Below are 17,279 nucleotides of genomic sequence, written 5' to 3' on the forward strand. Positions count from 1 at the left end.
GTTATTTTAGATATAAACGTATCCTTTCTAAGACTGTGATTGTCCCTTTAAGGCGTCGCCGAAAATGCGTTTTAGCTCGCGTTTTAGCGTTGGCGTGTCTTGTGTGAGCCCAAAGTAGTCCGCGAAGTAGTCGGTGGTTTTAAGAACCATGGAGCGTCCGCTGCGTTCGGTGGCTATGAGCCCCATGTCCTTGAGCATTTTTATGTGCCCATAAGCGTGTTGCCCGCGAACTTCAATGACTTTGGTTTGCTGCAGGGGCTGGCGGTACGCGATGTAGCTTAGGGTTTTGAGGGGACCTGACGAGAGCAGGGGGCGGTTTACGAGTTTTTTGACCATGGGGGTGAAGTCGGCTTTAAGCTGCATGACGTAGCGTTCATCTTTTAGCTGCAAAATTTCAATAGCCGTGTTTCTGCTGGCGTACTCCTTGATTAGAATCTTGACAAGCGAAAGAGCCTTCTTTTTAGAACGCGTCCCAACCGAAGAGCAAATCTCATTAAGATCCAAAGGACGCCCCGCAACGTACAAAGCCGCCTCTAACAAAACCAACGCGTGCTGCGTCTTATCCTCTGCCTGCGTTTGCTCAGGCTTAGAATCAACGGTTTGATTTGTTGTCATGTTTTGCAACCTTCAGGTTTCCAACAGCTATGTATATTTCTTCTGTTTCCTCATTTTGCCACAAATCAACCAAGCCGTTATTTGTCAAGAACAACAGCAAAATGAAGATACGCACAGCTTCAATGCGGGGAATGCCCTTGATTAACGTGGAAAACTCTATTATGCCTGCACCTTTGACCATGTCCACAAGTCGGGCGTAGAGCTTGTCCATCTGCACTTCCAATTCGGCGATGAACTGGTCAAATTTGGGCAGCAAATCAGAAGCCTGCGGCAAAACAGGCGTAACCACCACGCGGTCAGTCTTGGAGGCTTTCTCGCCTTTTAACACCTCATCCAAAACGTCGATTAAGTTTTGCAGGGTTGTGGAGGTTAATTCGTGACGCAGCGGCAAAAACAGGGGCGGCGGAACCAAATCGTTTGGGACTTTGGGTGGAGCGGGGGGTTCTTGAAGGGTGAGCAGCAACTTGGATTTCATCAAGTAAATCAAAGCCGAAGAGTCCAGTGCCACGCCTGATGCGCGAAAATCAACCTTGCCAGCTTTCTCCATCTCCAATAAAAACGACCGCAGCAAATACGAGATGTTAATGCTCCAGGGCGTAACTTTTTCGATGCGGCTTATGTCAAAGAGTATGTTCCATGGGGGGCGTGTGTAGAAGGGTTTGCGTGTGGGCTGGTTTTCGGTCATTGTCTTGCTGCCTCCATGAATTTGGCTGAGATGACTGCGGAGACGCCGTTGCGTTCGTAGACGCCGTAGACTTTTTGGGCTTTGTTGACCATTTCGGGTTTTAGGGTGATTATGATGAACTGTGTTTTCTCGGATTCTTCTAGGAAGAGCTCAGCTAGTTTGGTTGTGTGAAAAGCATCGAGGTGGGCGTCGACTTCGTCCATGACGTAGAAGGCTGCGGGGCTAAATTCTTTGAGGGCGAAGATGAAGGCTACTGCTGAGACAGAGCGTTCCCCGCCGCTAGCGCCGCTAACAACTATGGAAGGCTTGTCGGGCAGCTGCACTATCATGTCAATGCCGCCTTCGAAGGGGTTATCAGGATTGTCAAGTTTTAAGGTGGCGTTTCCTCCGCCTGTGAGTTTGGCGAAGTAGAGTTGCAGGTTGGTGTTGATTTTGTTGAAGGCGTCCATGAATATGCGGCGTTTTTTGCCTTCGATTTCATCCATAAACGCAACTATAGCTTGTTTTTCTCGTTCCAAGTCGTTGAGGCGCACGGAGAGTTCGCGGTACCTGCCGATTTGCTCGTCATAGTGGTCAAGCGCGAGTTGGTTTACGGCGCCGATGCGGTCTAACTCAAAACGCATCATCTGGATGCTGGTTTGGGCATCTTCGACCTGTTTGGGCGTGGTTTCTAGGGGCTGCTCGTAGTTGAGCTGTTTGAGTTGGTTTTGGTACTGTGTTAACTGGAGTTGTGATGTCTGCACGCTCAATTGCAGTTGGTTAAATAACTGCTCCGCCTGCTCATAATCCATATCCAAAGCCCGCAGCTCACTGTCAATAGAATCAATCTGGGAAGTGAACTTTTGGGACTCCTCCTTCGCAGAGAGCACGGCGTTGGACATTTCCACGCGGTTTTTCTCCTGCAACTCAAGCTCCTCTTGCAGTTGGTCGCGCTCCGCGGTTGCTTCAGATACGTCCTTGTCGACTTTGCGTTGCTGCTGCTCAAGCTTTGAAAGCTGAATCTTGCTGTTCTCATAACCCACCCGCAAAACCTTATCAAACTGCGACTGATACGTCGAAATCTCCGTCTGCACAGAACCAAGCTTTTGCCTTAGCGTGTTGATTTCTTCGCCAATCTGTTCACGCTTAACTTCGAGTTCTTGGATGTGCCCCACGTCGGTTTTTTGGCGGAACTCGGAGAGTTCAATTTGGAGTTTTTGGATGGCGCGTCTAATTGAGTTGCGTTCGAGCTTGTATTGGTTCATGTTGCCTTTTTGAACTTCAATTTCTTTGCCGATTTTCGTGCGCAGCTTCTCTACCTTTTTGAGGCTAAGTTGGGTTCGTTTTACGCTGCGTTTGACACGGATTATCTCGCGGTCTAACGTGATTATGGCTTCAGAGAGGCGGGTGATTTCGATTTTGGAGCGGTCTATCTCATCATCGAAGGATTCTATGTCGGTACGGCGTTGGCTCAGGTGCTGTTGCAGAGCGTTCACGGCTTCATCAAGGCTCTTGATGGCGTTTTCGCTAGGGATTATGGCGGAGAAGTCTATGGGTTTGCGGTAGTAGCCGCTTTCAAAGCCGCGTCCTGACTCGTACAAGTCGCCATCCACCGTAACTGTGCGGTATCCTTGGTTGGATAGGGCAAAAGCGGTTTTGGCTTCAGACACGACAATGGTGTCTCCAAAGACATAGTTGACTGCGGGTTCGTATTCTTTGGGGGCTTTCACAAACGCGGAAGCTAAGCCGTTAACACCTACATGGTCGGGAAGCTGGATAGATTTGGGGGTGGAAGCGCCGTGTAAGGGGACAATCTTGATTCTGCCAAGTTTCATGCGCCGCAGGGTTTCTGCACAGGTAAAAGCTGCGTCGATATCTTTCACAACCAACGCGTCTAGCCAGCCTGCTGCCGCGGCGGATATGGCGTTTTTTCGGGACTTGTCAATTTTGATGAGGTCTTTAAGGCGTCCATATACGCCTTCTATGACGCCTAAATCGCCAAGTTCCTCGATGCTTTGTAGGGCTTTTTCTTCTGCCGCTACGGTTTCGGCGAGTTCGCGTTGGGTGGCGAATTCGATGACGGCTTCTTTGGCGGAGTTGGCGATTTTTCCTGCTTCGATTATTTCACGTTCGGCAGCTTCTTTTTGGGCGCTTCGTTTTTCTATGGTTCTCTCAAGCTGTTTGAGCTGCTGCTTTTGCTCTTTTTGAACCCGCTCAAGCTGCTCAAGCGAAGTTTCCACATCAGCAAGCGTTTTAGTGAAGCGTTCATGCCTAAAGCTAAGTTCACGCAACCTGCCAGAGCTGCTTTTGATGAATGTTCGAGCCTTCACGAATTCAGAGCGCAGAAAAGACAGGCGCTTGTTGTGGTTGTCTATGTGGGATTCGATTTCGCGGGTTTGTTTGCTGTTTTCGCCAAGGTTCTCCCAAAGCTGCGCAGTTTCTTGAGCAAGATTTGTATGCTCGGTTTCTTGGGTTTCAATCTGAGTCTGCAGGGCGTTGAATTCAGAGCGCAGCTTGCGGATGTTTAGGCGGTTTTGCTTTATTTCCTCGCGGATGTTCTCGTACTGTTGTTGGTTGTTCTCTTTGACACGTTTGAGGCTTTCTAAGCTTGCCTGTCCAGAGTTGATGCGGCTGTTTACTTCGGCTAGTTTGGATTTGATTTCGCCGACGCGGATTTGAACTTTCATCACTTCAGAGCTGCCGTCGCCCATGACTTCAGAGCTGAGTTTTCTCCATTCGCCTTCAATCTCGCGGCGTTTGGACCTGCGTAGGTCGCGGAGTTCGCGGAGTTTGTCGGCTTTGGCTTTGGCTTTCTCGGTTTGGACGAGGTTTTCTTCGGTTTTCTTGGTTAACTGGATAATGTCATGGGAGATTTTGATGGCTTCGAATTTTTTGATTTCGCGGTGGATAAAGTTTGAACGCTGGAGCTGGTTGCGTTCGCGTTCTAAGTCATCAAGGCGTTTTTGGACTTCGTCGATGCGACCCATAGCGGTGCGAATCGAGATGTCGGCGGCTCGCAGTTTGTCTTCGGCGTCGGCTTTTTCCGCGTCGTACTGGGCTATGCCAACAAGGTCTTCGATGATTTTTCGGCGCTCAGAAGGGGTGATGTCGGTTAAGCGGGTGATGGTGCCTTGGGGGATGATGTTTTGGCTGGCGCTGCTTATAGCTGCTACCGAGAGCAACTCTAAAATGTGCTGGCGCGAGATGCGTCTGCCGTTAAGCCGATACACGCTTTGTCCGCTACGGTAAACCTCCCTAGACAACGTAACCGTAGTCGTGTCTATAGCCATGACGCCGTCGGAGTTGTCAAACTGGATGATAACTTTTGCCATACGCGACTTTTCCAGCCCCGCCTTCTCAGAGCCGTGAAAAATCAGTCGTGAAGCGTTCTCCGCGCGAAGCCTTCTTGTGCTCAACTCACCCAACGAAAAAAGCAGCGCATCCATGATGTTAGTTTTTCCGCTTCCGTTAGGTCCCGTAATCGCGGTGAAGCCCTTATCTAGGTTTACCTTAATCGTTTGCGGGCCAAAGGATTTGAAGCCTTTAACTTCTATTTTTTTAATGTACGGCATTCACGTTGCGCTCTTCAAGGTGGAAGCGGATGTCTTATTAGTTAAACAATTGCCCCAGATTGTTATAAAAGCTTATGCGCATTAAACACTGCCTAGTGCAGCATCAAAAACGACGTCGACTAAGGGAATTATTAAATATCGCCCTGAGAATTTGTGGTTAAAAGGAAGGTTATACCCTAATGAGTTTTTTTAAGTTAGGTTTTGATGGCATTCAAGAAGTGTTTATGTTAGCGCTTATGCTTTTGTTCTTTATCGTCATATTTTACTCCAACATAGACTTGATGTACAAGGTAGGCATCGGCGCCTTGGTCTTCACCTTGATATTTATCTCAAGCATGGCAAGCCAAGCACTAAAACAACAAAAAGAAGAAGCAAAAAAACGAGTTCAATAACACACCTTTTTTCTGCAAACAAACAAGCAAAACATCAGTTGAGGCAGAAAACAAGCAAAAGAAGGGGCTACTTGGTTTTTTTGTCTAGCCCCAGCAGGTTGAAGGGTGTTTTCTTTGGGAAATCGTTGCATTTGTAGATACGCAGTTGCCGTTGAGGCTCGATGCGGCAGCGTTTACGCGCGTTTTTTCGCCTGATATGAGGCGCCAACTGAAAAAAGGGGCATTTAGAGCAAAGCGTACTCAAAGTACGCCACTCCTTCTTGTTGTTTTGGATACTTCCAAGACAGGCTCAAACAGCCCATCACTCCAAATCGTACACACTTGTTTTTACCTCCAGTTTTTATCGGGTCATCATGCGTCTGAATATGGGTACGGCAATTGCGGTCATAACGCAGCCAAACGCGATGAGGATTATGAGTTCGGTGGATATGGCGGGTATGTCGGCTCCTAGCACCATGACTTTGCGCAGTGCCTGTGACGCGTAGGTTAAGGGTAGTAGTTGGGAGATGCTTTGCATGTACCAGGGCATTTGCTGTATGGGGAAGAACACGCCGCTAAGGAACATCATCGGAAACATCAGCGTCATCATCATCATGGTTGCGGTTTCTTGGTCTTTGGCAAACGAGGTTATCACTATGCCTAAGCCTACGAAGGAGAAAACTCCCAGCAAGAGCAAGCCAAGAACCAGCAGGATGTTGCCGTGTATGGTGACCCCAAACAGCCCTACCGCTAAGGCTAAAATTATCATGCCCTGCAAGAGTCCACGGGCGGTTTGACCCAACGTTTTGCCCAATATGATGGATAAGCGGTTTATGGGGGCGACCATCATGCCGTCCATGGTGCCGATTTCTTTTTCTTCTGAGATGGCTACGGGCAAACCGGTCATGACGCTCATCATAACGGTCATAGCCATGATGCCTGGTGCGATGAAGTCAAAGTAGCTGGTGCTGCCATCGACTACGCCTTCCATCTCAACAGCGTAGGGCTTAACGATAGCTAAAGAGCTGTTGGCAGTGACTAAATCAGGGTTTAGTGCCTGTACGTTTTGCTGGGCAAGCATGGTGCCCATTTGGTCGAAAACACCTGAAAGTGCGGCTTGGATGGTGGCGGAAACCTGCGGGTTAGACTGATCAGTCACCACTATTAACGTGCCCTGCTCGCCAGTTAGTATAGATTGGCTAAAGTTACTAGGAATCACTATGCCCCCGTCTATTTCGCCGCGTTGAATCAAATCCTTAACTTGGGCTAGGCTGGAGGCGTTGGAGAGCACCATCATGTCGGTTTGGTCGTTAATGCCCTGCAAGCCCATGAGGAACGTTTGGCTAGGAAGCGTAGAGCCATTAAAGCCGCCGTCATCATTGACCAACGCTATGGGTAAATTGTTAATTGTGTTTCCGTTAGAAGGATAAATGAAGCCCACCATAACCATCATAAACAATGGCATCACGATAAGCAACACTAAACCTAAACGGTTCCTAAACAACTCTAGCAAATCTTTCCATGCAATTCTAAAACTGTGTGACAACAACGTTTTTACGCCCATGCTTTATCACCTTATTCTTCCTTTTGGAGACCCATGCTTTCTGTTTTCAAACGGGATTTTTTGGTCTGCGCTGTCGCGTACTTGATGCCCAGTAATGTGTAAGAACACGTCTTCAAGGGTTGGCTGCAGGTTTTCCATGGAGTTGATTTTGCCGCCTTTTCCGCGGATGGCATCAACTATGGAGTCAAATGCTGCGTCGCCGTGGACGATGACTTTGAGGTGGGTGGTGTCTTCTTGGACAACGGAGTCAGCGCAGTTTAACTCTTTGACGCCTTCGATAAGGTCTAAGGAAAGGTTGGCAACGTCTAGCTTGATTACGGAGGTGTCTGCGCCTGAGATTGTTTTCTTCAAATTCGCTGAGGTATCTAACGCGACGATTTTTCCGTGGTCTACAATGGCTATGCGGTCGCACATCAAGTCAGCGTCAACCATCATGTGAGTGGTTACGACTACGGTGGTTCCGTTTTCTTTGTTGAGTTTTTTGATGAACTCGCGAATTTCCACTGATGACTGCGGGTCAAGCCCCAAAGTGGGTTCGTCTAAGAACAGCACTTTAGGCAGGTTAAGCAGCGCCCGCACCACGTTTAATCGTTGGCGCATGCCCGTAGAGAAAGTGCCCACCTGTGAATTCTTCCATTTGGTCAACTCAACAAGCTCTAAGAGTTCGTCGATGCGTTTTTCCAATTCAGCCTTGGGAATATCAAAGAGGTTACCAAAAAACCACAGGTTCTCTTTAGCGGTTAAACGGTTATACATTATCATCTTCTCAGAGACAATGCCAATTAGCTTGCGCACTTGATTATCGTTTTTTACTATGTCGTAACCGTTTATGGTCGCGGTTCCTTTGGTTGGTCGAGCCAGCGTGGAGAGCATACGCAAGGTTGTGCTTTTTCCTGCGCCGTTTGGACCAAGCAACCCAAAAATTTCGCCTTGCTTCACGTCAAAGGATATGCCGTCTACAGCCGTGAATTTGTTGAAGACCTTGGTTAGGTTTTTGACTTTGATTATTGAGCCGTGTTCCAAAATAGGCACCTTTATTCAATATTATCTGGTGCAATATATCGCGGCAAAATATAAGTATTTCCAGTGAGAATAGCATATTGGAATGCTTATGCATCCGCACTCTGAAGATAAAACAACCGAAAGCTGGCTAAAAGAAGCGCAAAAAGGGCACATCCGAGTCGCCGTGCTCATACTTTTAAGCAAAAAACCCGCTCACGGCTACGAAATTATGAAAGAAATCAACAACCGAACCAAAGGCTTTTGGAAACCCACCCCCGGCGGAGTATATCCGATTTTGCGCAACCTAGAAAAAGCCCGATATATCAAAGGCGAATGGCACACGCAAGGGAACAGGAAAATTAAAATTTACAAAATAACTCAAGGCGGTAGCAGCATACTCAAAAGCGCTCTTGTTAAGCAAAACGAGATTGCAAATAACATGAATGCTCTTTTTGAAGAGTTTGCAAGAGAGGTTCTAAAAGTTGAGACAAACATGGGTGCTATGCCCGTTATGCCCAGTCCTTTCGCGCCCTTCTTGGAAGATAAGAATCAGGAGAGAGGAAACATTGAGTTTCTGGAGCAGCATAAAAAACAAATCAAGGAAAAAATCAGCGTCCTTAGAAGAGACCTAACTGAAGTAAACAAGCAAATTGCAGAATTAAAAGCATCCAAAGAACCCAAATAAAAAGCGGGGGTTAGTTTCGCCGTGGGGATAGGAGGTCTTGGTAGTCCTCGTTGGCGACGTCGTATTTTTCTTGTATGGTGTGGTTGATTTTTAGCCAGTCGTCAAAGACCATGGACCACATCTCGCTGGTTACTACTTGTTTTGTCACGTATTCTTTGAGGGGACCTTCGCGTTTGATTGTTTGTTTGTGCCAGTCTACGCTAATTAAGCCGCCGCGGCGTAGATGCTGCAGGTTCTGCAAGACCTGATCAGAGTTAACAGGGAAACTCAAGCTGCCAGCTAAGTCATCCACTAACGATTCAAACGAGATTTCATCTTCAGGACGCAGGCAAACCACCGCAACGATATCTTGCACTAAACGCGCAGTTCTGCTCAGGTAGAAGCCTCGGCGTTTGGGAACCAGCACCTGCTCTATGCGGTAAGAGTTACGTTTATAGAACCACCGCTTCACAACCTCAGCCAACCCAAAGTACGCTACGATAATGCCTGCTAGTATGGCAAAGAACGTTAATGGGGGCTGTACGAAGCCAAAGTAGAGTTCGCCAAGGAAGGTGTAGGGAATGATGAGGGAGGCGGCGACGATGCTAAAGCTGCTTATAACCAAGACCTTGCCGGGTTTGCTCTTCCAAAACGGCGACTTGCGCGTTCGGATGACAAATATGACCAGGGTTTGGGTGATGAGGGATTCAAGGAACCAGGCGGTTTGGAAGAACGAAATCTGCGTTGGCGATGTACCCACCAAGGGGATGTTAAAGACCAGCAGCATGATGAAGAAAGTTAGGAAGTCAAAGAGTGAGCTAACAGGTCCCATGGATATCATGAATTTGCGTATGAAACTAATGTCCCAGCGTTTGGGTTTCTCGAAATATTCGGGGTCAACGTTGTCGGTTGTTATGGCGGACTGTGAAAGGTCATAGAGCAAGTTGTTGAGCAGAATCTGGATGGGGAGCATGGGCAAAAACGGCAAAAACAGTGAGGCACCCGCAACGCTAAACATGTTACCAAAGTTCGAGCTAACACCCATCATCACATACTTCATGGTATTGCCAAAGGTTTTGCGACCTTCCAACACACCCTCCGCGAGAACCGTCAAATCATTTTTTAGCAAGATTATGCCTGCGGATTCTTTGGCAACATCCACCGCGTTATCCACCGAAACCCCCACATCAGCCGTCCGCAGTGAAGGAGCATCATTGATTCCATCACCCATGAAGCCTACAACGTGCCCGTTATCTTTGAGCAGGTTGATTATGCGGTCTTTTTGGACGGGGGTGACGCGGGCGAAAACGTTTGCTTCTTCAACTACTCTGGCTAGGGCGTCGTCGTGCATTTGGCTGATTTCGCTGCCAAGGGCTACGCCTTTGACTTCAAAACCCAGCTGCTCACAGGTCTTGCGCGTAACCAGCTCGTTGTCGCCAGTTAAGATTTTTAGTTCGATGCCTGCGTCGCTGAGCAGTTTAAGCGATTTCTTGGCGGTTTCCTTGGGCGGGTCAAGAAAAGCTACAAACCCCAAAAGAACCATGTCGTCTTCGTCGTTGACGGAGTAGACATCTTTTTCTTCGCGCAGTTTCTTGTAGCAAACACCCAACACCCTAAAGCCCTCAGCGCTTAAATCCAAGTATTTCTGCTCGGCTTTCTGGAAAAGCTCCTCCGTAAAATCAACCGCAACCTCGCCAAACTCAACGTACGAACAAATCTTTAGAATTTCTTCAGGTGCACCCTTGGCGACGAAGTATCGTTGGCGGTCTTGCTCAACCACCACGCTAACTCGGCGGCGCACGAAATCAAAGGGCACCTCATCAACCTTTTCGAAGGTGCTAATATCTTGTTCTTTGTGGGCAAGTATGGCTTCGTCTAGGGGGCTTTTGAGTCCTGTTTGGTAGTAGCTGTTTAGGTATGAGTGGAGGAGGACTTTGTTGTCGTCTTTGCCCTCAGCATCCACGTACAATACAAGGGTGATTTTGTTTGCCGTTAGCGTCCCCGTCTTGTCAGTGCACAAAACGTTCATGCTGCCAAAATTATCAATTGACGCCAACCGTTTGACGATGACGCCTTTTTTGGACATGGCAATTGCGCCCTTGGAGAGGTTGACGGTTATAATCATGGGCAGCAGTTCAGGAGTCAAACCCACTGCAAGCGCAACTGAAAACAGCAGAGCCTGCAAAACCCCATTGGCGTCGGGATTCTTCATGGCGTTAATCAAGAACACGAACAAAACCAGCAGAATGGTAACCTGCATGATGAGAAAACCAAAGCTTTTGATGCCACGTTCAAACTCGGTTTCAGGAGCCTTCTCAACCAAACGCTTAGCAATCTTGCCGTACTCAGTTGAGCCGCCTGTACGAACAACAACCGCCGTCGCCGTGCCGCTAACTATTGAGGTGCCCATGAACAGGTAGTTTGTCCACTCCCCCATCGCCGCTTCAGAAGAAACCTGCCCAGGAAACTTTTCTACGGGAAATGATTCGCCTGTGAGGGCAGATTGGTTGACGAAAAGGTCTTTGGCTGTTATGACACGGGCGTCAGCGGGGGTTATGTCGCCTGCTGAGAGGTAGATGACGTCTCCGGGGACGACATCGGGGAGTTTGACTTCGATTTTTGTTTTGTCGCGCAGGGCAGTGGCGGTAGTGGTTACGGCTTCTCTTAGGGTTTCGGCGGCGTTTTCAGCTTTGGATTCTTGGTAGTAATCCAAAAAGACGCTGATGAAAACAATTGAGAGGATAATTATGGTGTTGGGCAGACCGTCAGGTAGGAAGCTGGAGATTATGCCTGCGAACATGAGGATAATTATGAGGGGGCTTTTGAGGTGGGATAGGAAGGCGGTTATGGCGGAGCGTTTTTTGCGGCGGGCAAGCTCGTTAGGTCCATAAATTTCTAGGCGATCAGAAGCTTGCTCAGAGGAGAGCCCCTCAGGCGAGGTTTCTAAACGGTTTAAAAGTTGGGGCATAGGCAGGTTTAGGAGTTCTTCTGCACGCAACATCGACTGCATTTGGCTGGTTTGGGAAGCCCCAGCATCCTCGAAAGGTACAGTCTCGTCTGTTGCCATAGCCGTTTTCCTCCATAAGTGCTCGCCGCACACAACAAGTTACTATAGCATACGAACCTAACATTCTTAAAATGGTTTCTAAACACTAACGGCAACCACAACAAACCACCACAAAAAAGACCAGCCAAACCCCTCATGGCGCGGGGAATACACTATTAAACAGCAAACCACCATAAAAACAACAAACCCAAAGAAGGAGAATTATGCTTTGGAAAAAACGTTTGCCATGCTCAAACCCTCAACTGTTGCACGTGCCCTAATCGGAAAAACAGTGAGTTACATCGAAGATAAGGGCCTAAAAATTGTTGCCATGAAACTCACAAGGGTAACTCAGCAACAAGCAGCTCAGCTTTATGCGGTGCATCAAGGAAAACCCTTCTACAACGACCTCGTCGCGTTCATGACCTCAGGACCCATCGTCGCCATGGTCATCGAAGGAGACGAAGCTGTAACCGTCATGCGCACCTTAATCGGAGCAACCAACGCCAAACAAGCCCAACCCGGAACCATACGCGGCGACTTAGCGCTTAGCAACCAAAAAAACGCCGTCCACGCCTCAGACTCCCCCCAAAACGCCAACGCAGAAATGCAAATCTTCTTCACGCCACAAGAAATCCTCAGCTACAAACGCGCCGACGAAAACTGGATAACCTAACACAGCGTCTTAGCCAACCCCTACCCCCTTAGTTTTTGCAGACGCCGTTTTGGGCTGCTTTCATGTTTTAGGGCTTAGCAGCGGCTTTTCATGCGTCACAAAAAGTCATAGAACGTCTCTAAACGTCCCAGTTCGTCAGCAAATCAACCAAAACATGAAACCACCGCGAGTTAACGTTGCCAAAAGTTGGGTGTTTGGTGCTCCGGCCGGGATTCGGACCCGGGTCTGTGGCTCGAGAGGCCACCATACTTGGCCAGACTATACTACCGGAGCGCGCTTGTCTGGTTTGGTGGAAAATGTATCACGCGTTTTTGATTAATTTACCTTGCCCTTCTCAAAGTCAACTCTAACCCGCATAAAACGCAAAAGAGCTAAAGTTAAGGTTTGCAGGAAGCGATAAGAGAAGTTTGGTTGTTTAAAAAGGGAAAAGGGTGGGTTTGGGTTTACTATTCGGGCATGCCGCCAGGGCCGCCTTTTGGTTTGGAGCTGGAGATGACGTCGTCGATGCGTAGGATCATGGATGCGGATTCGGCTGCGGATTTGAGTGCTTGTTCTTTGACGATGGAGGGTTCGATGACTCCGTTGTCGATGCTGTTTTGGATTTTGCCTGTGAAGACGTTGACGCCCATGTATTTGCCGTCTGCTTTTTCGTGTGCTGAGCGTAGTTCAACAAGGATGTCGATGGGTTCTAAGCCTGCGTTTTCTGCGAGGGTTCGGGGGATTACTTCTACGCCGTCTGCGAATGCTTCGATGGCTAGTTGTTCTCTGCCGCCTACGTTGGTTGCGAATTTGCGTAGTTCACGGGCAACTTCGATTTCGGCTGCGCCGCCGCCTGCAACGATTTTGCTGTTCTCTACCACGTCGGAGATTACGGAGAGTGAGTCTGTCATTGCGCGTTCTGCTTCGTCTACCATGCGTTCTAAGCCTGCGCGCATGAGGATGGCTACGCTGTGGGGGTCTTTGCATTGCTCGACAAATATCATTTTGTCGTCGCCGATTTTGCGTTCCTCCACCAAGCCTGCACTGCCTATGTCGTCGGCTTTAAGGTCATCTAAATCAGAAACGATTCGTGCGCCTGTTGCGCGGGCTAGTTTTTCCATGTCGGATTGTTTTACGCGTCTTGCTGCCATGATGCCTTCTTTGGCTAGGAAATGCTGCACCATGTCGTCTATGCCTTTTTGGCAGAACACGATGTCAGCGCCTGAAGCTTTGATTTTCTGCGCCATCTCTAGCATCATGTCGTTTTCTTGGTCTAGGAAAGCTTTCATTTGGGTGGGGTCGCGGATGCGGATTTCTGCGCTGATTTCGGTTTTCTCGATTTCAAGGGCAGAGTCGATAAGTGCGATTTTGGCGTTTACTTTTTTGTGGGGCATGCCGGGGTGGACGAGTTCTTTGTCTACGATTATGCCTTCGACAAGCTGGCTTTCTAGCAGGCTTTTGCCAGTTTTCTTTATCATCTGGATGTTGTCGATGTCTGCTAGGGTTTTGTCGCCGCGTTTTTCTGCGATTTGTTTTACGGCGCTAATTGCTATGTCTGCTAGGTGTTCTTTTGCGCTGCCTAGTGATTTGCTGCCCATGGATGTTAGGGCGACTTTGAGCATGACTTCTTTGTCGTTGACATCTATTGGGACTGCGATGTTTGCGACGACTTCGATGGCTTTTTGTGCAGCTTTGCGGTAGCCGCTGACTAGTATGGTTGGGTGAATGTTTTGGTCTAAAAGTTCTTCAGCTTTCTTGAGCAACTCGCTTGCTAAAACAACTGCTGTTGTGGTGCCGTCGCCGACCATATCATCTTGCGTTTTGGCGATTTCAACCATCATTTTTGCGGCTGGATGCTCAACTTCGATTTCGTTGAGGATGGCTGCGCCGTCATTGGTTATAGTGATGTCGCCGAGGTTGTCAATAAGCATCTTGTCCATGCCTCGGGGGCCTAGAGTGGTTTTTAGGACTTCGCCGATAACGCGGGCAGCCATGATGTTGTTTCGTTGGGCTTCTTTTCCGCGGTTTCTTGTTGTACCTTCTTTAAGAACAAGGACGGGTTGTCCTGAACCTGTAGTTGTTAAATATGCCATACCATTAACCTCTCTTACTCAGTTGTAGAATACTGTTTCAGTCGGAAATATGCAATCAAACAGCAATATAAACTTTAACCTTATTGCATCGAACATCGTAAAGAAGACAGCAAGTTTCGTAGAAAAACTTTGGCGGGTTGAGGGAGAGGTCGGTGGTGCATAAGAGTTTAATTTTGCCAGTTAGTTCGGTATTGTTGGTGAGGTATTGTGAAGGTTCAGGTTCGTTTTTTCACTGTGCTTAGAGAGGTTGTAGGCGAAAAAGAAGAAACCGTAGAGTTTGCTCAAAACCAAGAAGTTACGGTGCAGGCGGTTCTTGAAGAGCTTTCAAGGCGACATGGGAAAGCCTTTGCCGACTACGTTTTTGACGAAAAAACAGGCGAGGTTAGGGGGTTCTTGCAGTTTTTCATAAACGGCAAAAGCACCGCTGCCCACAACGGCTTAAAGAGCCAAATGCAAAACGGCGACGTCTTAGCGGTTATTCCGCCCGTAGGGGGAGGCTAAAAAGCAAAGTACGGAGATTTTTTGCGCATTACTGTCACGTATTCTTTGAGGGTTTGGATTTCTTCTTCGCTAAGTTTTTCGGCAAACACGTTTAGCAGCGGCTTGACATCGCCTTCGGGAACTTTCACGTACAAGACGTCTTTCTCAAAGACATGGCGTCCTACGGTGGGTTTGTCCATGGAAACTGCCACCTGCAAGCCTACAGCAGCTTCGGAGACGTTTTTGCCTTTGTCTTGAATCTGCTGCAGCTCTCCCACGTCTTCAGCGTCTGCCCCACGTACCAAATGAACCTTAGATTTAAGGGTGCCGGACAGGACTTCTACGCCAAATATGGCAGGCTTGGCGCGGCGGAAAACGTATCCGGGTATGACTTGGATTTTGGCGGGTTTGACAAGTTTTTCGAATTCTTCTTCGATTTTGGCTTCGCTTTTAGATTTGACCCAGTCCACGTAGTTGTCGATTAGGTGGTAGATGATTTTTTCTTGGAATATCTTAACGCCACGGTTTGTGGCTTCTTGCTCTGCATCAGGCAAAATTTTGACGCCAAACGCCAAGATGACTCCTTGTAGGGGGTCGTGGGCGCGTACGGAGGCGGCTTCGATGATGTCGCGTTTGGAAACATCGCCAACGTCAGCTATACGGATTTTCACTTCGTTTTGTTTGAGGATTTCGGCGATAGCTTCCAGCGAGCCTAGTGTGTCGGCTTTTAGTATGATGCCTTCGGTTTGGGTGGCTATGCGTATGCGTCCGATTTCATCGGTGATTAGCTGGGCGTACTTTTCGGGGGTTTCGCCGCTGCCTACAGCATACACGGGTGCACCAGCCAAGACGCCTTCTAAATCGGGCGCGACAATTTTTACTCCTGCCGCTGCATAAACTGCATCTACTGAGTTGAAGCGGTCGCGGGGGTCACGCATTTCATCTAAAGGTTTAGGAACCAAAAGCGCCCGGATGCGGGTGGTTACGGGTTTGTCTTTGCCGCCTAGCACGATTAGGTCGTCTTTTTTGAGGGTGCCCGCGTACACGATGGAGTTTAGGGTTAAGCCTAAGCCTGGTTCTTCTTTGATTTCCAGAATTGAGCCTTTGGCGGGGCCTTCGGTGGTTTGGAGGCGTTTTTTGAGGAACTGCTGGGTTAGTCCGACCAGAACCAACATGAGCTCAGTTATGCCTTCGCCTGTTTTAGCGCTTACCGGAACCAACGCCACGGTCGAGGTGAAGTCGCGTACTCGGTCGAAACGGTCAGTTTGCAGTTTTAACCTAGAGAAGGTTCCCATGATTTCGTAGAGTTTGTTATCTAAGGATTCTTTGACGTAGGCGTCCTGTTTGGAGTAGGACTGCATGAACGGTGCGGCAGCGTGGCTTTTCCAGCCGGGCAAACGGTCAATCTTGTTAACCGCGACGATAAATGGGGTTTTGCGTGCCTTTAGGATTTCGATGCATTCGTAGGTTTGGGCTTCAAAGCCGCGCAGGGCATCAACAACAAGGATGGCGATGTCGGCTACGCTTCCGCCTCGGCGCCGTAGATTGGTGAAGGCTTCGTGTCCAGGCGTGTCTATGACAAGCAATCCGGGGATTTCTATTTCGCTTTTCATGGAGGAGAGCAGGGGACCGATGAGTTTTTTGAGGGTTTCCACGGGAAAGAAGCTGGCGCCTATGTGCTGGGTTATGCCTCCGGCTTCTCTTGCTTGGACGCTGGTTTTGCGAATTTTGTCTAAAAGCAGGGTTTTACCGCTGTCGACATGTCCTAGAACGCAGACGATGGGTTGACGAATGGGCACCTTACGTAAAGCTCCTTTGGGGTTAACAAGCTAATGCTTCCAAAATATGACGTTGATAGTTAATAAACGCTCAGCTACCCAATAAGGCACCACGTGAAGTCAACCACGCATAGAAGAACCTAAACAGCGAAGTTTAGCGTACAATTCAACAGCCATGGAGTAGCCAAACAGGGCAAGGCAAAACAGGCTCGGAACCACAAGCAAAACGGGGAACAAACCAGAGTTTCCACCTACCTCAACAAGGGGACCTAAAACCGCCATGAACGCCACAATAAGAAGCAGATTGCAGTTGCCGGGTTTTAGCAGGGTCTGCAGGTCTTTTAGTTTGAACATGATAATTACGGCTACGACAAACAAGAAGAGTTCAGTTAGGGCAGGAACCAAGGCTCTAAGGTCAACGTCTATGAGGCCAAACCAGGTGGTAGATAAGGGCCAGAGAAGTTCGAGTCCGCCAGTGAAAAAGTCCGCAAATGCATGCGATAGCAACGCAGCGTAGTAGGGGAGGGCACGTTTTCGGTAGTAGAACAGAAAAGGCAAAAAGATTACTGTAGAGGTTATGAGGGAGTGGGTGGGTCCGCGGTGCATGAAAAGCAAGGGGTCCAAGTACTGGAGAATCAGGTCGGTGTCAGGTATAACCGAGAGGGTCAGTATCAGGGGCAAGTTTATTTTGACATCCAAGATTTTGGAGGAGGCTTTACCGGTGAGGTAGCCCAAAGCAAAATGCCCAATTGCAAACATCGTCTTTAGCCCTGTT

Annotated in this window: 14 protein-coding genes and 1 tRNA gene; 4 read left to right on the forward strand and 11 right to left on the reverse strand. The window is 48.5% G+C overall.

Annotation, left to right across the window (positions count from 1 at the left end; genetic code table 11):
* Positions 1–27: 27 nt before the first annotated feature.
* Genes scpB through smc form a run of 3 tightly spaced genes read right to left on the reverse strand, consistent with a single transcriptional unit; the run spans position 28 to position 4,851 of the window.
* Positions 28–615: an SMC-Scp complex subunit ScpB gene (gene scpB / locus NWF04_06865; GenBank protein MCW4006297.1), complete on the reverse strand. Its 588-nt coding sequence runs from the start codon at positions 613–615 to the stop codon at positions 28–30.
* The gene (locus NWF04_06870) at positions 593–1,300 is read right to left on the reverse strand and encodes a hypothetical protein (protein ID MCW4006298.1); all 708 of its coding nucleotides are present in this window, start codon (positions 1,298–1,300) and stop codon (positions 593–595) included. Before NWF04_06870 ends, scpB begins: the two co-directional genes overlap by 23 nt.
* The gene (smc, locus tag NWF04_06875; protein ID MCW4006299.1) at positions 1,297–4,851 is read right to left on the reverse strand and encodes a chromosome segregation protein SMC; all 3,555 of its coding nucleotides are present in this window, start codon (positions 4,849–4,851) and stop codon (positions 1,297–1,299) included. Before smc ends, NWF04_06870 begins: the two co-directional genes overlap by 4 nt.
* Positions 4,852–5,030: 179 nt before the next feature.
* Between smc and NWF04_06880 the strand changes: the two genes are divergently transcribed.
* Positions 5,031–5,243: a hypothetical protein gene (locus NWF04_06880; GenBank protein ID MCW4006300.1), complete on the forward strand. Its 213-nt coding sequence runs from the start codon at positions 5,031–5,033 to the stop codon at positions 5,241–5,243.
* 67 nt (positions 5,244–5,310) lie between these two features.
* Here NWF04_06880 and NWF04_06885 read toward each other — a convergent pair whose 3' ends face one another.
* From NWF04_06885 to NWF04_06895, 3 genes are all read right to left on the reverse strand, one after another.
* Positions 5,311–5,487 (reverse strand): hypothetical protein, encoded by a 177-nt coding sequence (locus tag NWF04_06885; protein ID MCW4006301.1) that lies wholly within the window; start codon positions 5,485–5,487, stop codon positions 5,311–5,313.
* Between the two features lie 96 nt (positions 5,488–5,583).
* Positions 5,584–6,786 carry an ABC transporter permease gene (locus tag NWF04_06890; GenBank protein ID MCW4006302.1) on the reverse strand — a complete coding sequence of 401 codons (1,203 nt, stop codon included), beginning with the start codon at positions 6,784–6,786 and terminating at the stop codon, positions 5,584–5,586.
* Positions 6,787–6,792: 6 nt separating this feature from the next.
* A complete protein-coding gene (locus NWF04_06895; GenBank protein MCW4006303.1) occupies positions 6,793–7,809 on the reverse strand; it encodes an ATP-binding cassette domain-containing protein in 1,017 nt (338 codons plus the stop codon).
* 88 nt (positions 7,810–7,897) lie between these two features.
* Here NWF04_06895 and NWF04_06900 point away from each other — a divergent pair, with 88 nt between their 5' ends.
* Complete coding sequence (locus NWF04_06900) at positions 7,898–8,473, forward strand: PadR family transcriptional regulator (GenBank protein ID MCW4006304.1); 576 nt, start codon at positions 7,898–7,900, stop codon at positions 8,471–8,473.
* Between the two features lie 10 nt (positions 8,474–8,483).
* Here NWF04_06900 and mgtA read toward each other — a convergent pair whose 3' ends face one another.
* The gene (gene mgtA, locus NWF04_06905; GenBank protein MCW4006305.1) at positions 8,484–11,519 is read right to left on the reverse strand and encodes a magnesium-translocating P-type ATPase; all 3,036 of its coding nucleotides are present in this window, start codon (positions 11,517–11,519) and stop codon (positions 8,484–8,486) included.
* Positions 11,520–11,727: 208 nt separating this feature from the next.
* Here mgtA and ndk point away from each other — a divergent pair, with 208 nt between their 5' ends.
* The gene (gene ndk, locus NWF04_06910) at positions 11,728–12,174 is read left to right on the forward strand and encodes a nucleoside-diphosphate kinase (GenBank protein MCW4006306.1); all 447 of its coding nucleotides are present in this window, start codon (positions 11,728–11,730) and stop codon (positions 12,172–12,174) included.
* 195 nt (positions 12,175–12,369) lie between these two features.
* Here ndk and NWF04_06915 read toward each other — a convergent pair.
* Both NWF04_06915 and thsB read right to left on the reverse strand, forming a co-directional pair.
* Positions 12,370–12,447 (reverse strand) — tRNA-Glu (locus NWF04_06915).
* A 173-nt stretch (positions 12,448–12,620) separates the two neighbouring features.
* A complete protein-coding gene (thsB, locus tag NWF04_06920; protein ID MCW4006307.1) occupies positions 12,621–14,246 on the reverse strand; it encodes a thermosome subunit beta in 1,626 nt (541 codons plus the stop codon).
* 207 nt (positions 14,247–14,453) lie between these two features.
* On the opposite strand from thsB, the gene NWF04_06925 reads away from it, so the two are divergent.
* On the forward strand, positions 14,454–14,747 hold the full coding sequence (locus NWF04_06925) for a MoaD family protein (protein MCW4006308.1): 294 nt from the start codon (positions 14,454–14,456) through the stop codon (positions 14,745–14,747).
* Here the strand turns inward: NWF04_06925 and infB are convergent.
* Both infB and NWF04_06935 read right to left on the reverse strand, forming a co-directional pair.
* Positions 14,744–16,525: a translation initiation factor IF-2 gene (gene infB / locus NWF04_06930; protein MCW4006309.1), complete on the reverse strand. Its 1,782-nt coding sequence runs from the start codon at positions 16,523–16,525 to the stop codon at positions 14,744–14,746. The two genes, NWF04_06925 and infB, sit on opposite strands and share 4 nt — an antisense overlap.
* Positions 16,526–16,624: 99 nt before the next feature.
* Positions 16,625–17,263: a metal-dependent hydrolase gene (locus NWF04_06935; GenBank protein MCW4006310.1), complete on the reverse strand. Its 639-nt coding sequence runs from the start codon at positions 17,261–17,263 to the stop codon at positions 16,625–16,627.
* Positions 17,264–17,279: the final 16 nt, after the last annotated feature.

It is taken from the genome of Candidatus Bathyarchaeota archaeon (assembly GCA_026014465.1).
GTDB lineage: Archaea > Thermoproteota > Bathyarchaeia > Bathyarchaeales > Bathycorpusculaceae > JADGNF01.

What these genes read in the sequence shown, in the direction of transcription:
- NWF04_06890 (MCW4006302.1), bottom strand. Translation starts at nt 6,786, where the DNA reads ATGGGCGTAAAAACGTTGTTGTCACACAGTTTTAGAATTGCATGGAAA.
- scpB (MCW4006297.1), bottom strand. Translation starts at nt 615, where the DNA reads ATGACAACAAATCAAACCGTTGATTCTAAGCCTGAGCAAACGCAGGCA.
- NWF04_06870 (MCW4006298.1), bottom strand. Translation starts at nt 1,300, where the DNA reads ATGACCGAAAACCAGCCCACACGCAAACCCTTCTACACACGCCCCCCA.
- smc (MCW4006299.1), bottom strand. Translation starts at nt 4,851, where the DNA reads ATGCCGTACATTAAAAAAATAGAAGTTAAAGGCTTCAAATCCTTTGGC.
- NWF04_06880 (MCW4006300.1), top strand. Translation starts at nt 5,031, where the DNA reads ATGAGTTTTTTTAAGTTAGGTTTTGATGGCATTCAAGAAGTGTTTATG.
- NWF04_06900 (MCW4006304.1), top strand. Translation starts at nt 7,898, where the DNA reads ATGCATCCGCACTCTGAAGATAAAACAACCGAAAGCTGGCTAAAAGAA.
- thsB (MCW4006307.1), bottom strand. Translation starts at nt 14,246, where the DNA reads ATGGCATATTTAACAACTACAGGTTCAGGACAACCCGTCCTTGTTCTT.
- NWF04_06935 (MCW4006310.1), bottom strand. Translation starts at nt 17,263, where the DNA reads ATGTTTGCAATTGGGCATTTTGCTTTGGGCTACCTCACCGGTAAAGCC.
- mgtA (MCW4006305.1), bottom strand. Translation starts at nt 11,519, where the DNA reads ATGGCAACAGACGAGACTGTACCTTTCGAGGATGCTGGGGCTTCCCAA.